We start from the raw sequence: 22,046 nt of genomic DNA, 5'->3' as shown, positions 1-22,046 counted from the left end.
TCATCTAAAATCAACACTAGCCCGGAACTTTAAGTTTCGGGCTAATAACTAAAGTCTAATAAATCGTTGTCAGTCTATATCTTCTTCAGTAAGACCTGCATCCTTCAGCAGTCCTTTCAGTGTTCCAATAGGTAAATCGCGATTGCCATGAACAGGAATAGAGAGAATGATCCCTTTGTTGACATAAATATGATGACTGCCAGTAATCCGTTTCAGGTTCCAGCCATACCGTTCAAGAATTTTACATAAGGCTTTACCAGAAACAGATTTTATAGAGATATTTCAATCAACTGTTGATCAGGTTCAAGTTCTTCCTGCTGGCTAGCAACTTCAAGCCAACCCTGAATTGCATCTTTAAGCATTTCTAACAAGTGTTCGTAGCTTTCTCCCCATGTGTGACACCCTGGTAGGGCTGGTACTGAAGCACACCACACATCATCTTCTTGCCAGATAACAGCTTTGATTTTCATGATAAATCTGTTGCAGTGTCGTGTTGTATATCTTAGCGTAACTACATTTAAGAGTTGCGTAGGCTTTGTCCGCCGTAGGCATCGCTCACTCTCAGCGTTGGTTCCTTCCACAAGACAACCTCTAAAAGTTTTTTCGCTTACTGGCTTTCAGCTTAAGTTGACACGCATGAGCTTTTTCTGTGCCCCGAAAGTGCGGGTCTATTTATTATCAAAGAATGATTAATAAAAGCCTGAAACGACCTATGCATGGTAAACTCATACCATAATTAATTTGTACAGTGCCTAAAGCCTAGTATTTTAAATTAAAATTCTTCTTGAATTAAGAAATAATAATTGTCAGAAATTAATACTTCATAATATGCTTGGGTATAAGTAGCTGTCAGGAAATTTTATTATATATGAATTACGATGCTTTCATTGTTCCACCTGGTTCAAAGATTTCTCTAAAAAAAAACTATGACCCAGCTTATAAGACTGATTTTAATCAAAAAGCTGAAGCTGCAATCAAATTACAAGCAGATATTGAACGACTAGCAAATTACCAAAATATTCTCTACGCTCAAAACACTTATGCCTTATTAATTATTTTTCAAGCAATGGATGCTGCTGGTAAAGATAGCACAATTAAACATGTGACATCTGGTGTTAACCCGCAAGGATTTCAGGTGTTTAGTTTCAAGGCTCCCAGTGCGGAAGAATTAGACCATGACTACCTGTGGCGAACAACTAAGGCTTTGCCAGAAAGAGGTCGAATTGGGATATTCAACCGTTCATACTATGAAGAAGTGCTAGTAGCTCGTGTCCATCCAGAAATCTTGAAAAAGCAACAACTTCCTTACTTACCTGAGGGAAATAAGATATGGAAACAACGCTTTGAAGAAATTAATGGTTTGGAAAAATATTTGGTAGACAATGGTGTAATCATCTTGAAGTTTTTTCTCAATGTTTCTAAATCAGAGCAGAAAAAACGTTTTTTACAACGGATTGATACTCCTGAAAAAAATTGGAAGTTTTCAGATAGCGATGTCCGAGAACGAGTTTTTTGGGATGATTATATGAATGCTTACGAAGAAGTTTTCAATCACACTAGTACGAAATCGGCTCCATGGTATATTATTCCTGCCGATCGCAAATGGTTTACCCGGCTGGTAGTCGCTAATATTATCTGCACAAAATTAGAACAACTAAATCTGCAATACCCAACAGTGAGTAAGGAACATAGGCAGCAGCTTTTAGAAGCAAAACGCATTCTAGAGCAGGAAGATGAACCTATGAAATCAGTAGAGAAAGAGAAAAAAAAGTAAATTATTTCAAATACTACATTGTAGAATTAATTCAATTGAATATGAAAAATGAGAAATTTATTTTCTCTGTAACTAATAAGTTTGGTTGATAGTAAGAGCCTAAAAATCATGATTAAAATCGCGGAAAATGCCAAGAATCATCCACCTTACTTTACTAATGCTGCTTTTGATATTCTAACGATCGCAGCTTCAGCAGGCGGTCTGACTGCTTTAATTGAAGTGCTATCGACTTTACCAGCAGAATTTAGAGCTGCGATCGCCATTGTGCAACACCTTGCCCCGCAATATCCGTCGCTCATGGCAGAAATTGTCAGTCGGCGCACCGTTATTAGCGTCAAACAAGCAGAGGAGGGAGATATTCTTACCCCAGGAACGGCTTACATTGCTGCACCCGATCATCACTTGTTGGTTAACGGTGACGGCACGCTTTCCTTATCACAGTCGGAATCAGTACATCATTTACGTCCTTCGGCTGACTTGTTATTTGAATCGGTTGCAGCCACTTACAAAAATAGAGCGATCGCCCTTGTGCTAACTGGAACGGGTAGTGATGGCACGATTGGGGTAGAGGCAATTAAAAAAATGGGCGGTACTGTGATTGTCCAAGACGTAAAAACCGCCGAATTTTCCGGGATGCCCTCAGCTGCGATTGAAACTGGCAAAGTAGATTTTATTCTCCCCCTGAATGAAATCTCTAGCACCTTGGTGACTTTGGTCATGGGGTGCGATTCGTTCACTCGAAATGAATAGAATGCGTTAACGAGTCTTTGATACTCAAAGGACGCAGTTCAGAACTCCACTCCTCTGCCCCCCTTGCGCCTGCCTTATGACTTCCGCAGAAAGAGACCTTAAATTTGAAAATCTACTGATTTATCTCAGACAAAGCCGGGGATTTGATTTCACAGGTTATAAGCGCTCGACTTTGGTCCGTCGGGTACGCAAGCGGATGCACTCATTGAGCATAGAGAGCTTTGAAGATTATCTAGACTACCTAGAAGTTTATCCAGACGAGTTGAATCATCTCTTCAACACTATCCTAATTAACGTCACCGCTTTTTTTCGAGATTCATCAGCTTGGGAATATCTAGCAGAGCAAATACTGCCTAATCTGATTAAAAATAGAAAAAGTTCTGACCAAATTCGCATCTGGAGTGCTGGCTGTGCCTCTGGGGAAGAAGCTTATACCCTAGCAATGTCAATGGCTGAAATGTTGGGAATAGAGGAATTTCGCCAACGAGTGAAAATCTACGCCACAGATGTAGATGAAGAGGCTCTCAACCAGGCTCGCCAAGCTATGTATTCAGCAAAAGATATCCAGGCGGTGCCAGATGAACTGCGGCAAAAATACTTTGAGATTCTCGGTAACTGGTATGTCTTCCGCTCAGACTTGCGCCGCTCAGTGATTTTTGGACACCACGATCTACTTGAGGATGCGCCAATTTCGCACTTAGATTTGTTGGTTAGTCGCAATACCATGATGTATTTTAATTCTGAGACTCAGGGGCGAATTCTGGCCCGATTTCATTTTGCACTCAATGATACTGGCTATTTGTTTTTGGGGAAAGCAGAGATGCTATCCATGCATTCAAGGCTGTTCACCCCATTAGACTTAAAAAACCGGATATTTACTAAGGTATTGTCGGTGAATGTACGCGATCGCCTTTTAGGGATGGGAAATTCAGTAGATGACGAATCTAGCAGCCGTTTGTCTCGACATCTCCAACTGCGAGACATGGGTTTTGACACATCACCAATCGCCCAAGTAGTCATTGATAACAATGGCATTATAATACTGGTAAACGAGCAGGCGCGGACTTTGTTTGCCCTTTCCTCCAGAGATTTAGCTCGTCCCTTCCAGGATCTAGAACTTTCCTATCGACCAGTTGAGTTGCGATCGCTTATTGAACAGGCTTATGCCGAACGCCGCCCGATCACCCTGACAAATGTAGAGCGCTATTTGTCCAACACAGAAACCCAATATCTGGATGTGCAGATTACGCCTTTGCAAGAAACAAACACCAGCTTCTTAGGTGTCAGTATCACCTTTCATGATGTCACCCCTTACATTCAACTCCAAGAGGCACTGCAACGCTCGCAACAGGATTTAGAAACTACCAACGAAGAATTACAATCCACTAATGAAGAATTAGAAACTACCAACGAAGAATTACAATCCACCAATGAAGAATTAGAAACTACCAACGAAGAATTAAAATCCACTAATGAAGAATTGGAGACGATGAATGAAGAACTCCAATCTAGTAATGAAGAATTACAGACAATTAATAACGAACTGAGTGAGCGCACCGCAGAACTCAATCGCACAAATATTTTTTTCATTTCTATTCTTAAAAGTCTCCAAACTGGAATAGTAGTAATTGATAGCAACTTTAACATCTTAATTTGGAATTACATGGTAGAAGATTTATGGGGCCTGCGGACTGATGAAGTACTAGGAAAGTCTATCTTCAGCCTAGACACTGGGCTACCCATTGAGCAGTTGCGATCGCCCATCCGTGAGTCCGTATCTGGGAAAAAGCAGTTTCAAGAAATAATCCTCAATGCTACCAATCGTCGGGGTAGGCAAATAAAATGTTACCTGGCAATCACTCCGCTGCTTGATATTTCAATGCAAGGAGCAGTTTTGATGATGGCAGATATAGAGAGAGTCAATAGTATGATTTCTACTCAAGAAATCGAGAAACGGCAGCAGCAGGAATAAAAGTAACAAATTACCCCATCCGCCATTACAGCAGTTTTCATTTATTTGAACCACGTCTGTTATCGGGAACATTGCTGTACCCCAAAAGCACAAGTTTATTTACCAAAAAATAGCTGTAAAATCAATTTGCTGGGCTATTTAGCTAAATTAAAATTCTGGAATTTTGTGATCTGCTTACTCAGTTACCGACTATCAACGCCCTGAACCAGCCCCTAGTTCTGCTTGGGTTGAATAAGCGATGCCTGCGGTGGGCTACGCCTACACTAACTTAGACATCATCTTACTCGACCACTCCCACTGTGAACCCAAAGCAGCAAGCGTAGCCTTGAACTTGATGTTTCGCTACCCTTCCAATACTAAAATGGTTCGGGTACTAACTGCGATCGCCCGCGAATAACTAAAACACTTTGAGCTAATTAACCAATGGTTAGAACGCCGAAATATTCCCCTGGCTCCTTTAGCACCACCTCCCTACGGCGCTCTTTTAAAAGCTACTGTCTGCCCTCAAGAACCTGAGCGATTTCTGGATTCCTTGCTAGTCATTGGTTTAATTGAAGCTTGCTCTCACGAACGCCTGAGACTATTAGCTACTCATTGTCCAAAGCCAGAATTAGCAAAATTTTATCTGGAGTTAATGGTATCCGAAGCGCATCACTACGGTATATATTGGGTTTTAGCTGCTACTTACTTCGACAAAGAAATTGTCATGCAACGGCTTGATGAATTAGCAATTGTCGAAAGTGAGTTGCTGGCGATGCACCCAGAACCTAGAATTCACAGTTAGTAGACTAACCCAACAGATATGAAGCTTCAGCTAACACACCTGAGACTGCTTGTCTCCAACTACAAAGATTCTTTTCTGTTCTACCGGGATCTGCTGAAATTTGATGTCGATTGGGGCGATGAAGATAGCGGATATGCTGAGTTTAATACTGGATCTCTCAAGTTGGGTTTGTTCAAAAAAGAATTAATGGCTGAAGTAGTCCCAAGAATCGAACAGCCTTCATATGTTGTCAACCGAGATAAAATTGTCTTGATTTTCGCAGTTGATAATGTGGATGAAGTCTATAAGCAAGTAAAAGATCAGAATGCGATAGTTGTAACTCAACCACAAGATCGCCCAAGCTGGGGAATCCGCACAGCTCATTTTCGCGATCCTGATGGCAATCTCATCGAAATCTACAACAATCTAGGAATTGTCAGTTAACTGAACCTTAGGGATTTCCCAGAAAGAAATTATCCAATCTTGTGGGCTGGGCGAAAAAGCCCGTCTCTAACAAAAAGCGGACTTTCCGGCCCGCCCCACCCGACAAATTTTAGATTCCTCCTTTGGTGGACTCCCCCATCCCCCAAGCTAAGTATTCAACAGAACTCGATATTATCTGTTGCTTCAATCAAGGCACTACAAATTCCTGGTTCACTCATCGAATGCCCAGCATCAGGAACGACTATAAATTCTGCTTCTGGCCAAGCGCGATGTAATTCCCAAGCTGATATCATTGGGCAGACTACATCATAGCGCCCCTGAACAATTACAGCCGGAATATGGCGAATGCGGTCTACATTTAAAAGTAATTGATCTTCTGTTTCAAGAAATCCCTTATTCATAAAATAATGACATTCAATGCGAGCGAAAGCTGAAGCAAATTCATTCTCGCCAAACTTTTGCATAAGTTCTGGGTCAAAGAAAAGTCTACTGGTACTAGCTTCCCAAATTGACCAAGCACGCGCTGCTGCTAATTGAATTTCTAAATCTGGACTAGTCAACTGCTTGTAATATGCTGCGATCAGATCGTCATGTTCATCTATGGGAATTGGTTTAAGATATTCTTCCCAAGCATCAGGAAAAATATAGCTAGCACCCTCTTGGTAGAACCATTGCAACTCTTTTTGCCTCAACATGAAGATACCACGGAGAATTAACGCCGTACATCGAGAGGGATGGGTTTGACTGTAGGCTAATGATAAAGTGCTACCCCAACTACCACCGAAGACCGCCCACTTTTCTATACCTAAATGTTGGCGCAGTTTTTCGATATCACTGACTAAATCCCAAGTAGTGTTTTCCCGTAATTCAGCATGGGGCGTACTTTGACCACAACCACGCTGGTCAAACATCACCAACCGCCATTTTTCTGGGTGGAAATATTGCCGATAAAAAGCTGGACATCCACCACCAGGTCCCCCATGCAGCAAAACGATGGGTTGACCTTGCGGGTTACCTGACTCTTCAAAATGAATAGTATGAAGGTCAGAAACCTGTAAACTGCCTTCTAAGTAAGGCTCGATCGCTGGGTAAAGTTCTCGCATTTTAGGCATTTTATCAGTAATTTTGTTATTGCGATCGCTTGTCTTTGTGAAACAACTTCAGTCTCTTCACGTCAACGCCTGGGTGCGGGTTCTAAGTTTTGCCTAATACTCTTTCCCGCGCTTTTTTTTGGGCTGTTTCTGGCAAAAATTAGACTACCTCTGTTTTTGGCAAAGGTATTTTTAGAAAAAAGGGAATCTTAAGTACAGGATTTAAATCTTGATAGTAGAGGACAGTAATTCAATGGCATACTATTCTAATTCAGCCCCGTTCCGTTTGCGGATATATCTGAAACAGAATCGTAATTTTCAAGTTTTTATTGGTTATCCTTTAGCAAATCCTACCGAATGGATACAAATATTCAATTTTAATAGTACAGAATTAATTTGTGCAAAACAGAGATTTGATATAAATGATGTACGTTCATTTATTATTGCTTATACCAGTGGTGAAATATTAGATGGGGAACTAATATTTTACCCACTTCCTCAAGGAATATATTATATTGAAAATGAAAAAAATATAAAATCAGAAATTATTCTTCCAGAAAATCTCAAGAGAGGAAACAAACTTTTAAAAGTAGTACATGAAAAAGCAATAGATGAAAAAAGAAATAATTATTATTCAACTAAATTAATAAATATATCTCCAGAAAAGATTAGAGTTATCAAATTTGCTGCTTATACGCTATACCACGGAATGTATATTATTAGTACTATTACTGGTGGTTATTTCAGCGAACAAAATTTTAGAGAGTGGTATGGTGTTGATGAAGACGGTTGGATAAAACTGGAACAAATAGTCATAGACCCAAATAATTATAGTGGCGGCAAGAGTTATTGGGTTTACTTTTGTGTAAATGAGAGTGGTAAAGAATTCATTGCAGGAGCGCAATTTCAAGAAGTAAGTCCCTGGTGGAAGCTATGGTAATTATAGCTATTTTCAATTAATTGAACTACTCTACAAAGGTTCTGGATAACGCATATTTATTTAATTTCACTAGATGTCTAATTAAAATTAGAGGTTAAAATTACCGCAGGGGCACACAGATGTACGCCCCTACAGCAAATTGCTATAAACCTTTAGAAGGTGAAAGTTGTTCTCAGCGTACCGATAAACGCATCGTCGTTATCGCTGTTTTGACCAGGAGAGGTCAACCAGATCACACCAGGGGTGATTGAGACATTATCTGACACGCGATACTTGTAAAAGCCTTCAAAGTGATAAGGTATATCATTCCCAGCAAAACCTGGTCGGTTAAAGGCATAGGGTTCTGCACCAGCAAAAATGCCTAAAACGTTACCCTTTTTACCAAAGTCAGGCAAGGCTACGCCAAGACCGTAGCTCCAAGCTTGAAAATCATCATTTGCACCGAAGCCTGTAACATCGTGGTAAGAAATGAAACCACTAATTGACAGTTTGTCGCTGGGTCTGAAGGCTGCCGACACACCATAGGAATTACTGGAAGATGCATTTAGGGCACTTAGAGTGTTAGCTTGAGCAGTGCCTACTACGCGGCTAGTACTAGCCAAACCACCACCTAGATCAAATAAATTACCACCTGCACCGTGATAACCGTGAACGTAGGTAGCAGCTATAGCAAAGCGATCGCCAACACTAAAGTTCAACTGTCCAAGAGCTGCATAGTTCCCCTCCAACAAACCTAGATTTGGCCCAGGATTATTAGCATTTGACGCCAAGTAGCCTATAGTCAGTGAACTTGCTTTGAAAAAACTGCCACCGCTACCAAAGGGTAAAGTCAGTGCTGCACCGGCACCACCACCAATGCGATAGATGGCACTTTCAGAAGCAAAGGTAGACAAAGCACCATTACCGCCATCATAGTCCTCAAAGTAAGGGTTATTAGTGGCAACATAATCGCTATGAATACCTCCCGTGCCCGCAAAGTAAGCTTGGACTGGACCTATGGGTACGTAATACGCTAGCCAGTCTATAATCACACCGTTGTTACCAGTGCTGCCGATTTGAAAAGTTTGTGTGCCTTCAGCAGTATCAATAGGAAGACCAGCATTATCCACTTGATTAAAGGCTAATGCATTCCCAGCTGCAAGACGGGTGTGTAAAATATCTTTACCAGTAAAACTGGTTTGCAAGTCTAAACGTACCCTATCTTGGAAGACAGTATTGTTAGCATCGCCAGTGTTTCCGCCAAAAATATCATTAACGGCAAAAATAGCTTCACCCACCAATTTTGTGGTAGTTGAAAACTGATTAGCTTCTAGTTCAGCAGTCCGTGCTTCTACAGTATCTACTCGACCACGCAAAGTTGTCAGTTCTGCCGAGAATTCTTCTTGCAAACGCTGGAGGGTCGCCAAATCTTGTTTTGACACCAAGTCACCAGTTGCTGTCGCAATCAGTTCATTAACCCGATCTAGACAAGCATTCAAACCTGCGGCAAACTCATAACGGGTTAATGCCCGGTTGCCACGGTAAGTGCTATTGGGGTATCCAGCAATACAACCGTAGCGTTCAACCAGGGATTGCAAAGCTTGGAATGCCCAGTCAGTCGGCTGTACATCAGAAAACTGAGAAACTGATGTGACTTGAGACAGTGAATTCTGGTTCTTACCTTCGCTGCTGTAGCGGTTAACCTCTTCTAAAACTTTATTATCATCAGTCTTTTGGGCAACCAACTGCTGATTAACTTTTGGTTGCTCTGTTTGAATGAATATTGAAGCAGTAGAAGCTATTGGTGCTTCTGTCTGAGTAACTTTTGCCTTTATATCTTTAGAATAGCTTGCTACTTCAGCAGCCATAGCCCTAGCACAAACCAACACCGTCACTCCCAAAACTACTGGACTTAGTACCAGAGTTTTCCACAATAGATGAGACATTTTTATTTTCCTTTCCCAAAAAAGACCCGAAATCACTGGCTTCAAGAAAAAGATAACAAGCAGTTATTCTACTTGTTGGAAATCTTATCAGATTGCTGTGAACTAAGCTATAACTGACAGAATGTTTACAAAAAATTGTAAAGTATTACAAATGACTTGTTTGCCAAATAGAGGGTTTCTTGTAAATTAAAGGGTTTTTAACACCCCTACGTCTAAACGTAGCTCGTCCTATTCGGTGGCTTCGACTCCGCTCGGTTTTCGTCGGGGTTTAAATCCCTGTCTGAAAATGTCTTTAATGCGTGAATGCGTGAATGCGTGAATTGTTAAGCTGGGATTTCGCTAGATTTCGCGCTGTTTCTGATTTGAGCAGTTTACCTCGACATATCTCATCGCCTATTAAAGATTGCGGGCTAGTTTCAATTAATGCATCTAGTCGCATATTGCCATAGCGTGGCGATAAACTCACCTATTTAGGTTTGTAATCAGAGCAATTGAGTGCTTGTTTACTTAGAACAGTGGAAGGGTGTACTGCACAGTTTAAAAAATGGTTGTTGTTAAAAAATCGGCAATTTTTACAGGGATGTTGCCAAAAATGTTTAATGCTTACTATTTCGTCTTTATCTTGTGTTGCATTTTCTAGGGGATCTTCTACTGCTTTGCAGACGTATGAAACAATATTAACGACAAGTCCGCAAACAATTATGAAGCAAAGGTGAGCCAAAATCACTGCTAGAAATGGAATATCTCCGTTATGTGGTTTTGTGTCATGATGTGTTAATCCAGCCGGGTTAGCTTCAATCAAGCTGGATTGATTAACACTTTTTTGGGCGAATAAATAAAATCTTAAAAGCTCCGAAGTGTGCATATTTAAAGCCTTAAATGCTATTTCCTTGGATTAAAAAATCAAATAAGCTTGGCTCTAAAGCTCTTTTGTTTTTGAACACAAAATATTTTTTAACTCTAATAACATTGTCCAATATTAGATAAAACTTTTTATTCATCTTTGATATATTTTTAAGCTATTTGATATATACCGGAATAAATAAAAATATGTTTATTAAATACTTAAAACCATATATATTTAGAGATATATTTTTTATAAATTTAATAATATTTGGTAAAAAAACTTTTTACGTAGACATCTAGTGGTTTGTCACAGCGAAAAATCTGAGCGGCGGGAACGGCTGCTCAGACTTTTCAAGACAGGCTAGCGTAGATAATAGAAAAGGAGAAAATCTTAATTTAACTGTATTAATATATGACCATTGCTAATAATTAATAAAAAATAATGTCTCCGATTTATTGAATAATTCGGAGATATAATATTTAAAATTAAATCTGATAATAAATAGCTTTTTTAACTACTTTCATACCTTTATACCTTGATTTTATCCAGAGCTAAATTCAACTTCAAAACATTAACTCCAGGTTCGCCAAAGATGCCGAGAAAGCGACCATCGGTGTTTTGAGAAATCAAAGTTTGTATTTGGTTCGGCTGAACTCCTCGCACCTTGGCTACTCTGGCAATTTGCGCGATCGCAGCTTCGGGGGTAATGTGAGGGTCAAGGCTGGAACCAGAGGTGTAGACTAGATCACCAGTCGGCTGTACACCTGCTGTTTTTAGACGATTCAGGTCACCTTCAATCTTTTTGCTCTTTTCGGGATCATCTTTACCTTTAATGCGTTCCAGCAATGCAGGATTACTGGGAGCCAAATTACTAGCGCCGGAAACCCCAGTTTTCAAAACTCCCGCATCGTCCTTTTTGGGGTCGGCTGTGCTGTAGCTGGTGGTACTGGGACGGCTGTTAAAATAGCGATCGCTACTAAAAGGTTGACCAATCAAGGCAGAACCTACAACTTCACCTGTACTATTTTTCAGTAGACTACCGTTTGCTTGAAAGGGAAATACAATCTGCCCAATGGCAATCATCGCAAAAGGATAAATAATCGCTCCAATAACCCAGAGTACCAGGGTAGAACGAACAGCTCTGCTAGCTTCACGTGCAAAACTCATTAGAATTTCTCCGGTACAAACATTACAAAAAATAGGTAGATGGAAAGCCCTAGTGTCACCAGTCCTAATAGTCCCAATCCCCAAGATTGACTGCGGGAAACTTGTTCACCAGTAGCTGCATAAACCAAAGGTGCAACTACTAGGTTGAAACACATCGCCAAGAACAAATACAGTGGCAGCTTTTGTCTACGCCATTGACACCAGATTTCAGTTATTTCTTCAATTACTTGGGATACAGGGATAGTGCGTCGGATATGAGAAGGTTTCATAGTTAATTAAGACAACGGCAGAATAATATCTATCAGTTTGATGGCAATGAAGGGAGCAATAATGCCGCCAAGTCCATAGATGAAGATGTTGCGGCGTAGCAGTTGATCTGCTGTTAAAGGTAAAAACTTTACCCCTTTGAGTGCTAGCGGAATTAGTGCCGGAATAATCAAGGCATTGTAAATCAGCGCTGAGACGATCGCAGATTGGGCACTCTTTAATCCCATAATATTAAGTGCGCCGATTCCAGCAGCTGCAAAGATAGTGGGAATGATCGCAAAATACTTGGCAATATCGTTTGCGATCGAGAATGTTGTCAATGCGCCACGAGTAATCAGCAACTGTTTACCTATGGTTACTAGGTCAATTAACTTTGTGGGGTCTGAGTCTAAGTCCACCATGTTAGCAGCTTCTTTGGCAGCTTGCGTCCCCGAATTCATCGCCACACCCACATTTGCTTGAGCCAAAGCAGGTGCATCGTTAGTACCATCCCCGGTCATTGCCACCAGTTTACCCTGAGATTGTTCGGAGCGAATCACCTCAATTTTGTCTTCTGGAGTCGCTTCGGCAATGAAATCATCAACTCCAGCTTCTTCGGCAATTACTGAAGCGGTAATTCGATTGTCACCTGTGAGCATAACGGTGCGAACACCCATGCGGCGGAGTTGGTCAAACCGTTCCCGTAGACCAGGTTTGACAATATCTTTGAGGTAGATGACCCCATAAATCTTGTCATCTTGGCAAACAGCTAAGGGTGTACCGCCTAACTGGGAAACTCGCTCATAAGCTGCGTCTACATCATCAGGAACATAGCCGCCACGGGAACGGACAAATCCGTTAATTGCCTCTACCGCTCCTTTGCGAATTTGTTTACCATCAGGTAGATTCGTGCCACTCATCCGGGTTTTCGCTGAAAATTCCACACCTTCGGCTTTGTCGATATTAAAGTCTACTGCAACCTGGGACTTTTCTGCCAATATCACGATTGACTTGCCCTCTGGTGTATCGTCAAACAAGCTAGCAGCTAGGGAGACTCGCGCCACATCTTCAAGTGAGTGATTATCCAGAGGAATAAACTCATCAGCCATCCGATTACCCAAGGTAATAGTGCCTGTTTTATCCAGCACCAAGGTATTGATGTCGCCACAGGCTTCTACTGCTCGACCAGAAGTAGCGATGACATTAAATTGGGCAACTCTATCCATACCAGCGATGCCGATCGCACTGAGCAAACCACCGATAGTTGTAGGAATTAAAGCTACCAGTAGCGAGATTAGAATAGCAACGCTAGCACCTGCACGCAAGCTGTTTCCTGCTTCAACGCCAAAGGCAGCGCTGATAAAGCTGGCAATGTAGCCAACAAATGGAGGCATAGTCGCCACCACAATCAAGAAAACCTGTGTTAGTACTGCCAACAATACCGTCAAAGCAATCTCGTTGGGAGTCTTGCTGCGTTCTGCCCCTTCTACCAGGGAAATCATCCGATCAATAAAGCCTTGACCAGGATCAGCACTAATGCGAATTGTCAACTCATCTGAGAGAAGGCGTGTACCTCCTGTCACGGAACTTGCAATATCTGTACCTGGTTGCTTGAGTACAGGGGCAGATTCTCCAGTAATCGCAGACTCATCCACTGAGCCAATGCCTTTAATTACATCCCCATCGGCGGGAATCATATTATTTGCAATCACCTTAACCAAATCACCCCGTCGCAGTTCCGTAGAATTGACTTGTTGTATAGAACCATCGGGGAGGATTTTGTTAGCGATCGTATCCGATCGCGTTGAGCGCAGTGAATCAGCCTGTGCTTTCCCGCGTCCTTCAGCTACGGCTTCGGCAAAGTTGGCAAAAACAAGTGTGAAAAAGAGAATAAAGCTAATCAACCCGTTTAACAGGCGTTGTTGATTGATATCTGCCTGGATTGTGCCAAACAGATTTGGGTTAAGGGTAACAAGGAAGGTGACAATTGTCCCCACCCAAACAACAAACATAACTGGATTTCTGACAGTAATTCGAGGATCGAGCTTGACAAATGACTCACGAATTGCTCTCTGGTAAAGCCCCCGCATATCTGTTTTGGGGGTGTGCTTGCGCGAGTCACGAGTTCCAGATGGAATAAGGGGGGAGGGAGAATCAGTAGTAATTGGCATACATTAAATTTTGAGCATAAGTCTTTGAAGTGGATGAACGGAGTTAAAAGGTGAATTGACGGAGTTAAAAGGTTGATTGACGGAGTTAAAAGGTTGATTGACGGAGTTAAAAGGTTGATTGACGGAGTTAAAAGGTTGATTGACGGAGTTAAAAGGTGAATTGACGGAGTTAAAAGGTGAATTGACGGAGTTAAAAGGTGAATTGACGAAGTTAAAAGGTTGATTGACGAAGTTAAAAGGTTGATTGACGGAGTTAAAAGCTGGATGAACGGAGTTAAAAGCTGGATGAACGGAGTTAAAAGGTTGATTGACGGAGTTAAAAGCTGGATGAATCAGTCTCTAATTCTCCTTGTCCCCAATTCCTAGCCAATGCCTTTGGTGATAAAGAAGGCTTCAGCGATGGGGCCTAACGCAAGTACTGGGAAGAATGTAAGTGCGCCCAAGATTAAAATCACACCTGCGGTAACGCCTGTAAATAGTCCAGTATCGGTTCGCAATGTACCAGTGGTGTAGGGAACAGCTTGCTTACGAGACATACTATCTGCTAAAAACAGCAAACCCAAAATTGGAATATAGCGGCCAGCTAGTAAACTGAAGCAGGTACTCAAGTTCCACCACAAGGCTGTTGCAGTGGTTTTTGCGCCTGTGGCGATCGCAAAAGGAGATGGTTGTGAATCGCCTAAACCTTCAAACCCAGAGCCGTTGTTAGCAGCAGCTGAGGCATATTCGTAAATCACTTGAGAAAACCCATGAAAGCCAGGATTGCTAATCCCCGCCAGTTGGTCAGAAAAAGCTAAGGCAATTCCCCCCGGAATTAAAATTGCGATCGGGTGAACCAGCAAAATTAGGAAGCTAGCAAGCACTACCTCACGTTTTTCAATCTTGCGTCCCAGAAATTCTGGCGTGCGTCCTACCATCAGACCTGTGACGAATACTGCCAGGATGCTATAGGCAAACAAGTAAGCTGTTCCTGTACCCTGTCCACCCCAGATGATTTGCAGGAACATATTAGAGAGAAAAATAAAACCGCTGATCGGCATGAAGGAGTCGTGAAAACTGTTAACTGCTCCGCACATGGTTGCAGTTGTACTTACTGCAAATAATGCCGATTCTGCCCAACCAAACCGGACTTCTTTACCCTCTAAATTCGGTTGCTGACTGCCCAAAAGCGTATTTACAGCCGGATTGCCGTTGTATTCCCCAATCGCGGTAACAATCAGAAATCCTAGAAAAATTACACCGATCATGCTGTAGAGTAACCAGGCTTGCTTGGTGTTATTTGCAAACAAGCCGTAGGTGTAGATCAGGGAAGTGGGAATCGAAAGCATTGCCACAATCTGAATTAAGTTAGAAAATCCGTTGGGATTTTCAAAGGGGTGTGCCGAGTTGATGGCGAAAAAGCCGCCACCGTTTTCCCCTAATTGCTTGATAATTTCAAAATGGGCAACTGGGCCACGAGCGATCGCCTGACTAATATTCGGGTTTTCCAAGGTCGGGAATACAACTGCACCCGCCAGGGTTTCTGGAACGCCAACTGCCATCAAGGCAATGCCACCCACAATACAAATAGGCAGCAAAATTCGGGTAATCGAGCGAATTATATCTACATAAAAATTGCCTAACGGTCTACCCGTCAATCCCCGAATAAAAGCAATTCCTACCGCCAAACCAGTCGCAGAGGAGGTGAACATGTGATAACCAAGTCCCCACATTTGGCTGGCATAGCTCATGTAGGTTTCACCAGAATAGTGCTGCTGGTTGGTATTAGTAATAAAGGAAATAGTAGTATGTAGCGTTGTGTCCCAAGTTGGGGCATTTATCCCCGTGGGGTTGAGTGGTAACCATCCCTGATTCATGATGATAGAGAAAATCAGCAACCCCATTACTACATTGCTATACAGGATTGCCCGCCCATACTGCCAACCGGTCATGTTTTCTTTAGTTTTAACGCCAACCAAAGCATAAAGCACTCGCTCAACCGGATTCAAAATTGGGTCGAAAAAAGTACTTTGCTCCAGGTAGACACGCGCCATGTAGCGCCCAAAAAAGGGAGTAAGCGCTACTACAATTAGTAGCGTTAATACAATTTGAATCCATCCTTCTAGCATTGGATTAGTCGAACTCCGACATGAATAAATTTCAGATTAATATTAGATATTTTCTTGCTAGTAATCAGAAAAAATAATGAAGTTTATTTGCATTCATTATTAACTCACCTAAAACTATGTACTTTCTCAATCAATCATAGAGCTTTTAGTTAAATAACACAAGGTATAAATTAATATTTAAACTAGTCTATATAAAGAATATATTTCTCTATATATAAGTCTTCATAGCGTTTATCTCAATATATATCTGCAAATATATAGCAATCCTAAATGAGTCGTGAAAATCTCCGATTCCTCTCTCTGCGCTCTCTGCGCCTCTGTGGTTAATTTATTTTTACAAATGATTTAGGACGCTAAATACTAAACAAACATGTGTAGCAGCCATAAATCATTCGTGAAAAGTCAGATCCCCGACAACTTTTACGAAGTCGGGGATCTGGACACCGCGAATTTGAACTAAATTCAGATAAGATTGCTATAGAGTCAGGAGTCTAATTCATAATTCATAACTGATTTTGGCGACAAATTCCAAATACTGAAGTGTAGGCGTGTAAGAAGGTTCTGCCACCAACAGGGCCGATTTCACCACCACAGAAAAAGCCGACTACAGGAATATCGTTAATGTAGCGCCGAAATAGTTCAGAATCGAAATTGGGTTTACCATACAGTCCTTCACCTCGCCCCAGACAGGCAAACATCAAGGCAGCTACGGCAGAGGGTTCAGATTCTCGTTCGGTTTGATAGCTTTGGAGAAGTAACTCTAGGTCTTCAGCAGAGGCTTGGGAATCACGTAGGTGGAATTGCAGCCTTTGACCAGGACGGACGCGATCGCCAATTGCGATCGCCCCAGCTGCTGGATCGACCCCAAGAATACCACGAATTAAAAAGTCTCCTTGCTGCAAAGCCAGCTTAAATTCATCCATTGCCACACCAACAAACAGAGAGTGCTGTGCTAAAGTCCGTTCTTCTTCGCTGAGACTGGCAATCAAATCCCGTAACACCATCAGAGGGACTTTATCATCTAACTCCAGAATAATATTGCGATCGGCTTTTGTGACTTGCAGTGGTTTGCCAATCGGTCGGCATCCTTGGGCTACAATCGTTTCCAAAACAATATTGCCAGTCAAAGCTATACCAACAGTGCCCTCGCGATACAGGTTTTGGTGTTCCTCAGCATCATTACAAAATAGGGCAACACGACCACCCATACCCCCACCACTAGCCTGTCCCCCCACTATCACCGATCCTGGATAAGCAAAATCCAGTCCCTGCAATAAATTGTTGATTCCAGAGGCGAAAGAACTAGACAGCAAGATGAACTTGGGTGTCGGTGATGCTGGCACACCGATCAAATCAACCCAAGCATCTGGTGAACTGTCTAAGTCAGGTAATTCTTCAGCAACAATATGAAAGACTTGAACCTTCACTCCTGGAAGGTGTGCCAAAGTCAAGCTGATAGCTGGTTCAGTTTCCAGTTCTTGGGTTTCTCCGCTAACTGTCGTCCCAATCACACCTCCACCACTACAGCCAATTAGGACTGGCACAGAAAGTTTTTCGGCTAACAACGGTAACAGTCGGGAATACTCACTCGCAAAAGCAGACGAAATGAATACCAGTCCTAGATCCGCAGGTGCTGTTAATGATGAGACAGCTCGTTCCACCACATCTGTAACAGCGGCTTCCAAAGAATGACGGGTTGATAGGGCGTTTGCCCACTGCATTTGGTCTGCCATGAGTTTTGAGCTTCTTTCTCTTTTTAGGCTAGTAGGTTTTGATTTTTTCTTTTGGGAAGAATTGCATCTTAACAAGAATTAGCCCCAGCCCTTTGTCTCCTCCATCCCAAGAAGCTGGGGTTGTCATTCCCTAATAGATGCATCTAAATATATTGTATGATTGTTTATCTCTAGTACTGATTCCACAAAATCTTAAAAAATTAAAGATGAATGCATTATAGATACGGCAGTTTCCTGTATTGGTTATAAATCAATAGGCTAAAATACTAACTTATGAGCTAAGTGGTTAGAATGGTTAGTAATCAAGCCAAAATCTGCCATTTCTTAATTTTTCTATACTGGTATTAACAACACACCACGAGATTAAAGCAATGACTAACATCCAAGAAACAGCAAAGAGCGGTATCCAAGAGAAAATTCAAGAAGAAGTCGAACAAGCGCGTACTGTCTGTGATACTAGCGGTAGCAACTCACCAGAGTGTGCTGCGGCTTGGGATGCAGTAGAAGAATTGCAAGCCGAAGCTTCCCACAAGCGCCAAAGCAAGCCAAAAAACTCTCTAGAACAGTATTGTGATGACAACCCAGATGCAATTGAATGCCGGGTTTACGACGACTAGAAATTCAGGTAAGTGAATTTTCTGTTCATTTGGTCAGCAAGCAACCAGGATTTACTTACTCAAATGTCGCATTATCACCTCACTCCCGCCTAAAATCGCACTCTCCCTCTTTGATCATTTTCTCCAACGGCTGGAAAATTGGTGAAATATATCAAGTTACGGATGTATAAAGGTTAAACTTTGAGAGTTTTTTATCTTATAAGGAAACCTTTACACCCAAAAAAGTTGGGGTTTTGTCTGGGAGTGCCGAGTTTGTAGTTGGTGGGTGGGTTTTAAACAGACTCCCTGATGCTACTACAGGTAGGTGCAAAATCTAAGTTGAGGATCTTTGAGTTGCTTGTTTTTTGCTAAATAGAGAGATTAAGGAAAGTGAATTGAGCATCTTACCATGTAATACCTTTTCCAAAAATCTTTGCAACAAATGAATTGACTGTAGGGGCGTACACATGTATGCCCCTACAAACGTATTTATAGTATAAATTTCGTGAAATGGTATGAGTTGGGGAGCCACTTACTTGCACAAAGAAGTTAGAGCGCAGTCTTGAGGCAAGACACTGAGCTTTGTGCTTTGATTAAACTGTTATCTAATATAGATAGACTACTAGCTAGCTAATAGCTTACAGGTTTGTCAGTTATGGATACTTGCTCTTGGTTAAAAATTTTTTATTTATCGTTTGAGAAAAACAATGGACTATAGTATTCGGTTTCGCCCTTTCGTCTGGATTGATTACCGACTAGCAGTATTATTCCTGGTAATTATTCCGCTAATTCTTCTGATTTGGGCATTTGTGCAAAAAGCAGAAAGCATACAACGCTTATTGAGTATATACTGGCGGGTATCAAGCCTGGTGGCTATCACGATTTACTTAATGATTGCCCAGTATCCAGTTAGCTTTATTTCTGGATTGATAGCTCAGATTTTGATCCCGATTTCGCTGTGGTTCTGGGTGGATATCAACGATGAAATTGAGTATCAAACCAGTGGGTCTTTGAAATTTATTTTTACCTCCTGGCGCTGGGCTACAACTGTTTATTGTATTTTGGGTACACTAGCCTTTATCCCTTTTTTGGGTTGTGCTTTTTCTGGCAATATGCTTAAGACTCCCTATTGTCGCGTCTGGTTCGAGGCTCCGTTGCTATTCAAAGAATATTTCCATGCTAATAGCAAAGCTGAGTTTTTAGGTTTTCTTGGCATAATTAGTTTAGTAATTTATGTGCTTTACTTAAGCTATTTTGTTCTGATTAAGCTGGGCAAACAGGGACGTTCAGCCACACCACAGTAACCGTCGCTGCACCACCGTACCCCTACTCTTAAAAAAATGAATTTTATTGGCAAGCGACTGGAACAATACACCGCTAAACGCCCCCAAGAAGTGCTACTTGTAACGGTGGAAATTGCCGATGAGCAAGATACAATTGCTATTTTCAAAGGCTTTTCCAGTTCTTTGATGCGTCCAACGGCATTTGATGCAGATGTACCAGTTTTACCCGATGGGGCAAAGATACTCAATATTGACCGAATAGCTAGTCCTTACAATCCTGAAGCACCTCGTTATATTCAACAAGGAGTTTTTTGGGAAGCTATGGAAGCTCTATTATCAGAAGTAGGTGTTTAACTAATTAGGCGTTGCATAATTTGTAATTCCTAACATAGAGCAGTATGACAATAATTAGCCAAGTAAAGCCGCACAATACTCAAGCCATTAAAGTTTTTTACAGCCACTGTGGTTATGGAGGTGATTTAAGCACACTAGAAGAAGATTTGATACTCATTGCTCAATTAGAGGAAAAAATTGTTGGTGCAGTACGTTTGTGTCCAGAGACTCGGTTCTTTGTGCTTCGAGGGATGCAGGTTTTAGCTCCGTTTCAGCAGCAAGGCATTGGTACACGGCTACTTCAGGCATGTACTGAGCAACTTGTCGATCAAGTCTGTTACTGTATTCCGTGGCAGCATCTGCGATCGTTCTATCAACAAGCAGGGTTTCAAGAAGTTGCACCAGTCGAAGTTCCAGACCTCTTGCGTAAGCGATTTGATAACTATATTTCCAGGGGAATGAACGTCGTTCTAATGTGCCGATCGCCAGCCGTTTATACAATGAAGATCGAAGAACGCATGGCATTGATTAAACAAATATCTTGACTAATTTATGAATTACCACGACATTATTACGATTGATCCTGGAAAACGCAGTGGAAAACCCTGTATCCGGGGAATGCGAATCACTGTTTATGATATTTTGGAGTATCTTGCGGGCGGAATGACTGAAGCAGAAATCCTAGAGGATTTTTCTGAATTAACTTCCAAAGACATTAAAGCGTGTCTAGCTTTTGCTGCCGATCGTGAGAAGAAGTTATTTGTGGTATCCCTGTGAAACTGATTCTAGACGAAAATCTATCTAATCGGATTATTTCACAAATTGTAGATTTGTATTCTGATTCAGTACACGTTAAAACTTTAGGGTTAATCAACACAGACGATGTGGTTATCTGGGAGTACGCTAAAGCACACGATTTCGTAATTGCTTCCAAAGATTCTGATTTTCATCAGCGCAGTCTTCTCTATGGTCATCCACCCAAATTTATCTATCTCCGTATTGGTAACAGCCCAACTTCTAAAATTGTCCAAATCCTACGAGATAACTTTGGTATAATCAGCCAGTTTGGAAATAGCGAAGTGGAAAGTATTTTGGTGTTAGCGTAGGTTAAAAATACGGCATAACAACGGTATTGCAGCGGACGGTGTACAGATATTGGTTGCGATCACCCAGTTTGATAAGATGGTTAACATAGTTGGAGAAGTTCATAAGTAGTTACCCTATGACGACCAAGAAATATGTTTACTGGCAAGATGAACAGATGTGGCTCGGTTATCTGGAGGAGTATCCAGACTACTGGACTCAAGCAGAAACCGAAAACGAATTGAAGGAGAACTTAACTGATATTTACAAAGAATTAACGAGTGGGATAATCCCCAATGTCCGAAGAGTGGCTGAACTTGAGGTATCGTGAAACGACGGGACTTGATCAAACACCTCGAAGAAATGGGTTGTGTATTTATTCGTCATGGTAGCAAACATGACTGGTATCAGAACCCAAGAACGAAGGTATCTCAACCTGTTCCAAGACATCGAGAAATTAAGGAACAGCTTGTCAAACATATCATAAAAGTGCTTGGCGACGAGGGCTGACACGACGTTGGATCTGAACGCTGAGAGGTTATTTGATGAGAAGATGAGGAGAATAGACCTCTTGCAAAAATAATTCATGGTACAATAGGAGGTTTTAAAAATATGCTTTCTATCTTAATCAGACATACTAATGAAGTAATATAAGTTATCAGTATATATTTTGATATGCATTTTTTATAAAATCTTTGATGATACCACAAAATAATTATGCAAGAGGTCTAATCATTAGGTTGGGTTGTAGCTTGCTTCCCCGTTGCTGTACAAAGTGAAACCCAACAATTAACAGGAAGCCTTACCCAAGCCAACAATA

23 protein-coding genes and 1 pseudogene are annotated in these 22,046 nt (G+C 41.5%); 14 read left to right on the top strand and 10 right to left on the bottom strand.

From position 1 onward, the window contains the following. Window positions 1-69: 69 nt before the first annotated feature. Both V7K46_RS27200 and V7K46_RS27195 read right to left on the bottom strand, forming a co-directional pair. Window positions 70-273, bottom strand: coding sequence for a type II toxin-antitoxin system HicA family toxin (locus V7K46_RS27200; protein WP_335118816.1), 204 nt, complete (start codon window positions 271-273; stop codon window positions 70-72). Beyond that, window positions 270-470, bottom strand: a complete 201-nt coding sequence (locus V7K46_RS27195) for a type II toxin-antitoxin system HicB family antitoxin (protein WP_229550098.1) — start codon at window positions 468-470, stop codon at window positions 270-272. Before V7K46_RS27195 ends, V7K46_RS27200 begins: the two co-directional genes overlap by 4 nt. Window positions 471-868: 398 nt before the next feature. On the opposite strand from V7K46_RS27195, the gene V7K46_RS27190 reads away from it, so the two are divergent. The 5 genes and pseudogenes from V7K46_RS27190 (at window position 869) to V7K46_RS27170 (ending at window position 5,703) form a co-directional block, all read left to right on the top strand. After that, the gene (locus tag V7K46_RS27190) at window positions 869-1,774 is read left to right on the top strand and encodes a polyphosphate kinase 2 family protein (protein ID WP_335118742.1); all 906 of its coding nucleotides are present in this window, start codon (window positions 869-871) and stop codon (window positions 1,772-1,774) included. 108 nt (window positions 1,775-1,882) lie between these two features. Continuing rightward, window positions 1,883-2,524, top strand: a complete 642-nt coding sequence (locus tag V7K46_RS27185; protein ID WP_335118740.1) for a chemotaxis protein CheB — start codon at window positions 1,883-1,885, stop codon at window positions 2,522-2,524. A gap of 76 nt (window positions 2,525-2,600) precedes the next feature. Next, window positions 2,601-4,496: a CheR family methyltransferase gene (locus V7K46_RS27180; protein WP_335118738.1), complete on the top strand. Its 1,896-nt coding sequence runs from the start codon at window positions 2,601-2,603 to the stop codon at window positions 4,494-4,496. Window positions 4,497-4,666: 170 nt separating this feature from the next. Further along, window positions 4,667-5,280 (top strand): annotated as a pseudogene (locus tag V7K46_RS27175) (tRNA-(ms[2]io[6]A)-hydroxylase). Between the two features lie 18 nt (window positions 5,281-5,298). Beyond that, on the top strand, window positions 5,299-5,703 hold the full coding sequence (locus V7K46_RS27170; RefSeq protein WP_335118736.1) for a VOC family protein: 405 nt from the start codon (window positions 5,299-5,301) through the stop codon (window positions 5,701-5,703). Window positions 5,704-5,858: 155 nt separating this feature from the next. On the opposite strand, the gene pip is transcribed toward V7K46_RS27170, so the two are convergent. Continuing rightward, window positions 5,859-6,806 carry a prolyl aminopeptidase gene (gene pip / locus V7K46_RS27165; RefSeq protein WP_335118733.1) on the bottom strand — a complete coding sequence of 316 codons (948 nt, stop codon included), beginning with the start codon at window positions 6,804-6,806 and terminating at the stop codon, window positions 5,859-5,861. Between the two features lie 241 nt (window positions 6,807-7,047). On the opposite strand from pip, the gene V7K46_RS27160 reads away from it, so the two are divergent. After that, window positions 7,048-7,734: a hypothetical protein gene (locus V7K46_RS27160; RefSeq protein ID WP_335118731.1), complete on the top strand. Its 687-nt coding sequence runs from the start codon at window positions 7,048-7,050 to the stop codon at window positions 7,732-7,734. A 152-nt stretch (window positions 7,735-7,886) separates the two neighbouring features. On the opposite strand, the gene V7K46_RS27155 is transcribed toward V7K46_RS27160, so the two are convergent. From V7K46_RS27155 to V7K46_RS27125, 7 genes are all read right to left on the bottom strand, one after another. After that, entirely contained in the window at window positions 7,887-9,659 is a 1,773-nt protein-coding gene (locus V7K46_RS27155; RefSeq protein WP_335118729.1) for an iron uptake porin, read from the bottom strand. 466 nt (window positions 9,660-10,125) lie between these two features. Beyond that, window positions 10,126-10,524, bottom strand: coding sequence for a hypothetical protein (locus tag V7K46_RS27150; protein ID WP_335118727.1), 399 nt, complete (start codon window positions 10,522-10,524; stop codon window positions 10,126-10,128). Window positions 10,525-11,034: 510 nt separating this feature from the next. Beyond that, entirely contained in the window at window positions 11,035-11,673 is a 639-nt protein-coding gene (gene kdpC / locus V7K46_RS27145; RefSeq protein ID WP_335118725.1) for a K(+)-transporting ATPase subunit C, read from the bottom strand. Further along, entirely contained in the window at window positions 11,673-11,942 is a 270-nt protein-coding gene (locus V7K46_RS27140; protein WP_335118722.1) for a potassium-transporting ATPase subunit F, read from the bottom strand. Before V7K46_RS27140 ends, kdpC begins: the two co-directional genes overlap by 1 nt. A gap of 6 nt (window positions 11,943-11,948) precedes the next feature. After that, a complete protein-coding gene (kdpB, locus tag V7K46_RS27135) occupies window positions 11,949-14,090 on the bottom strand; it encodes a potassium-transporting ATPase subunit KdpB (RefSeq protein WP_335118720.1) in 2,142 nt (713 codons plus the stop codon). 362 nt (window positions 14,091-14,452) lie between these two features. Then, on the bottom strand, window positions 14,453-16,198 hold the full coding sequence (kdpA, locus tag V7K46_RS27130) for a potassium-transporting ATPase subunit KdpA (protein WP_335118718.1): 1,746 nt from the start codon (window positions 16,196-16,198) through the stop codon (window positions 14,453-14,455). Between the two features lie 503 nt (window positions 16,199-16,701). Beyond that, window positions 16,702-17,931 carry an FIST signal transduction protein gene (locus V7K46_RS27125; protein ID WP_335118715.1) on the bottom strand — a complete coding sequence of 410 codons (1,230 nt, stop codon included), beginning with the start codon at window positions 17,929-17,931 and terminating at the stop codon, window positions 16,702-16,704. Between the two features lie 371 nt (window positions 17,932-18,302). Between V7K46_RS27125 and V7K46_RS27120 the strand changes: the two genes are divergently transcribed. From V7K46_RS27120 to V7K46_RS27085, 8 genes are all read left to right on the top strand, one after another. Beyond that, window positions 18,303-18,548, top strand: coding sequence for a Calvin cycle protein CP12 (locus tag V7K46_RS27120; RefSeq protein WP_334726089.1), 246 nt, complete (start codon window positions 18,303-18,305; stop codon window positions 18,546-18,548). A gap of 686 nt (window positions 18,549-19,234) precedes the next feature. Then, on the top strand, window positions 19,235-19,831 hold the full coding sequence (locus V7K46_RS27115) for a DUF3177 family protein (RefSeq protein WP_335118712.1): 597 nt from the start codon (window positions 19,235-19,237) through the stop codon (window positions 19,829-19,831). 36 nt (window positions 19,832-19,867) lie between these two features. Further along, window positions 19,868-20,164 carry a DUF7734 family protein gene (locus V7K46_RS27110; RefSeq protein WP_335118709.1) on the top strand — a complete coding sequence of 99 codons (297 nt, stop codon included), beginning with the start codon at window positions 19,868-19,870 and terminating at the stop codon, window positions 20,162-20,164. A 44-nt stretch (window positions 20,165-20,208) separates the two neighbouring features. Next, window positions 20,209-20,688, top strand: coding sequence for a GNAT family N-acetyltransferase (locus tag V7K46_RS27105; RefSeq protein ID WP_335118707.1), 480 nt, complete (start codon window positions 20,209-20,211; stop codon window positions 20,686-20,688). Window positions 20,689-20,695: 7 nt separating this feature from the next. Continuing rightward, window positions 20,696-20,920, top strand: a complete 225-nt coding sequence (locus tag V7K46_RS27100; protein WP_335118705.1) for a DUF433 domain-containing protein — start codon at window positions 20,696-20,698, stop codon at window positions 20,918-20,920. Continuing rightward, window positions 20,917-21,249: a DUF5615 family PIN-like protein gene (locus V7K46_RS27095; RefSeq protein WP_335118703.1), complete on the top strand. Its 333-nt coding sequence runs from the start codon at window positions 20,917-20,919 to the stop codon at window positions 21,247-21,249. The genes V7K46_RS27100 and V7K46_RS27095 overlap by 4 nt, the downstream gene beginning before the upstream one ends. Before the next feature lie 116 nt (window positions 21,250-21,365). Beyond that, window positions 21,366-21,557 carry a hypothetical protein gene (locus V7K46_RS27090; protein ID WP_335118702.1) on the top strand — a complete coding sequence of 64 codons (192 nt, stop codon included), beginning with the start codon at window positions 21,366-21,368 and terminating at the stop codon, window positions 21,555-21,557. After that, a complete protein-coding gene (locus tag V7K46_RS27085; protein WP_335118700.1) occupies window positions 21,554-21,736 on the top strand; it encodes a type II toxin-antitoxin system HicA family toxin in 183 nt (60 codons plus the stop codon). Before V7K46_RS27090 ends, V7K46_RS27085 begins: the two co-directional genes overlap by 4 nt. Window positions 21,737-22,046: the final 310 nt, after the last annotated feature.

The sequence above is a fragment of the Nostoc sp. genome, from assembly GCF_036917395.1.
Lineage (GTDB): Bacteria > Cyanobacteriota > Cyanobacteriia > Cyanobacteriales > Nostocaceae > Nostoc.
This window is presented reverse-complemented; position numbering and strand designations above follow the sequence as displayed.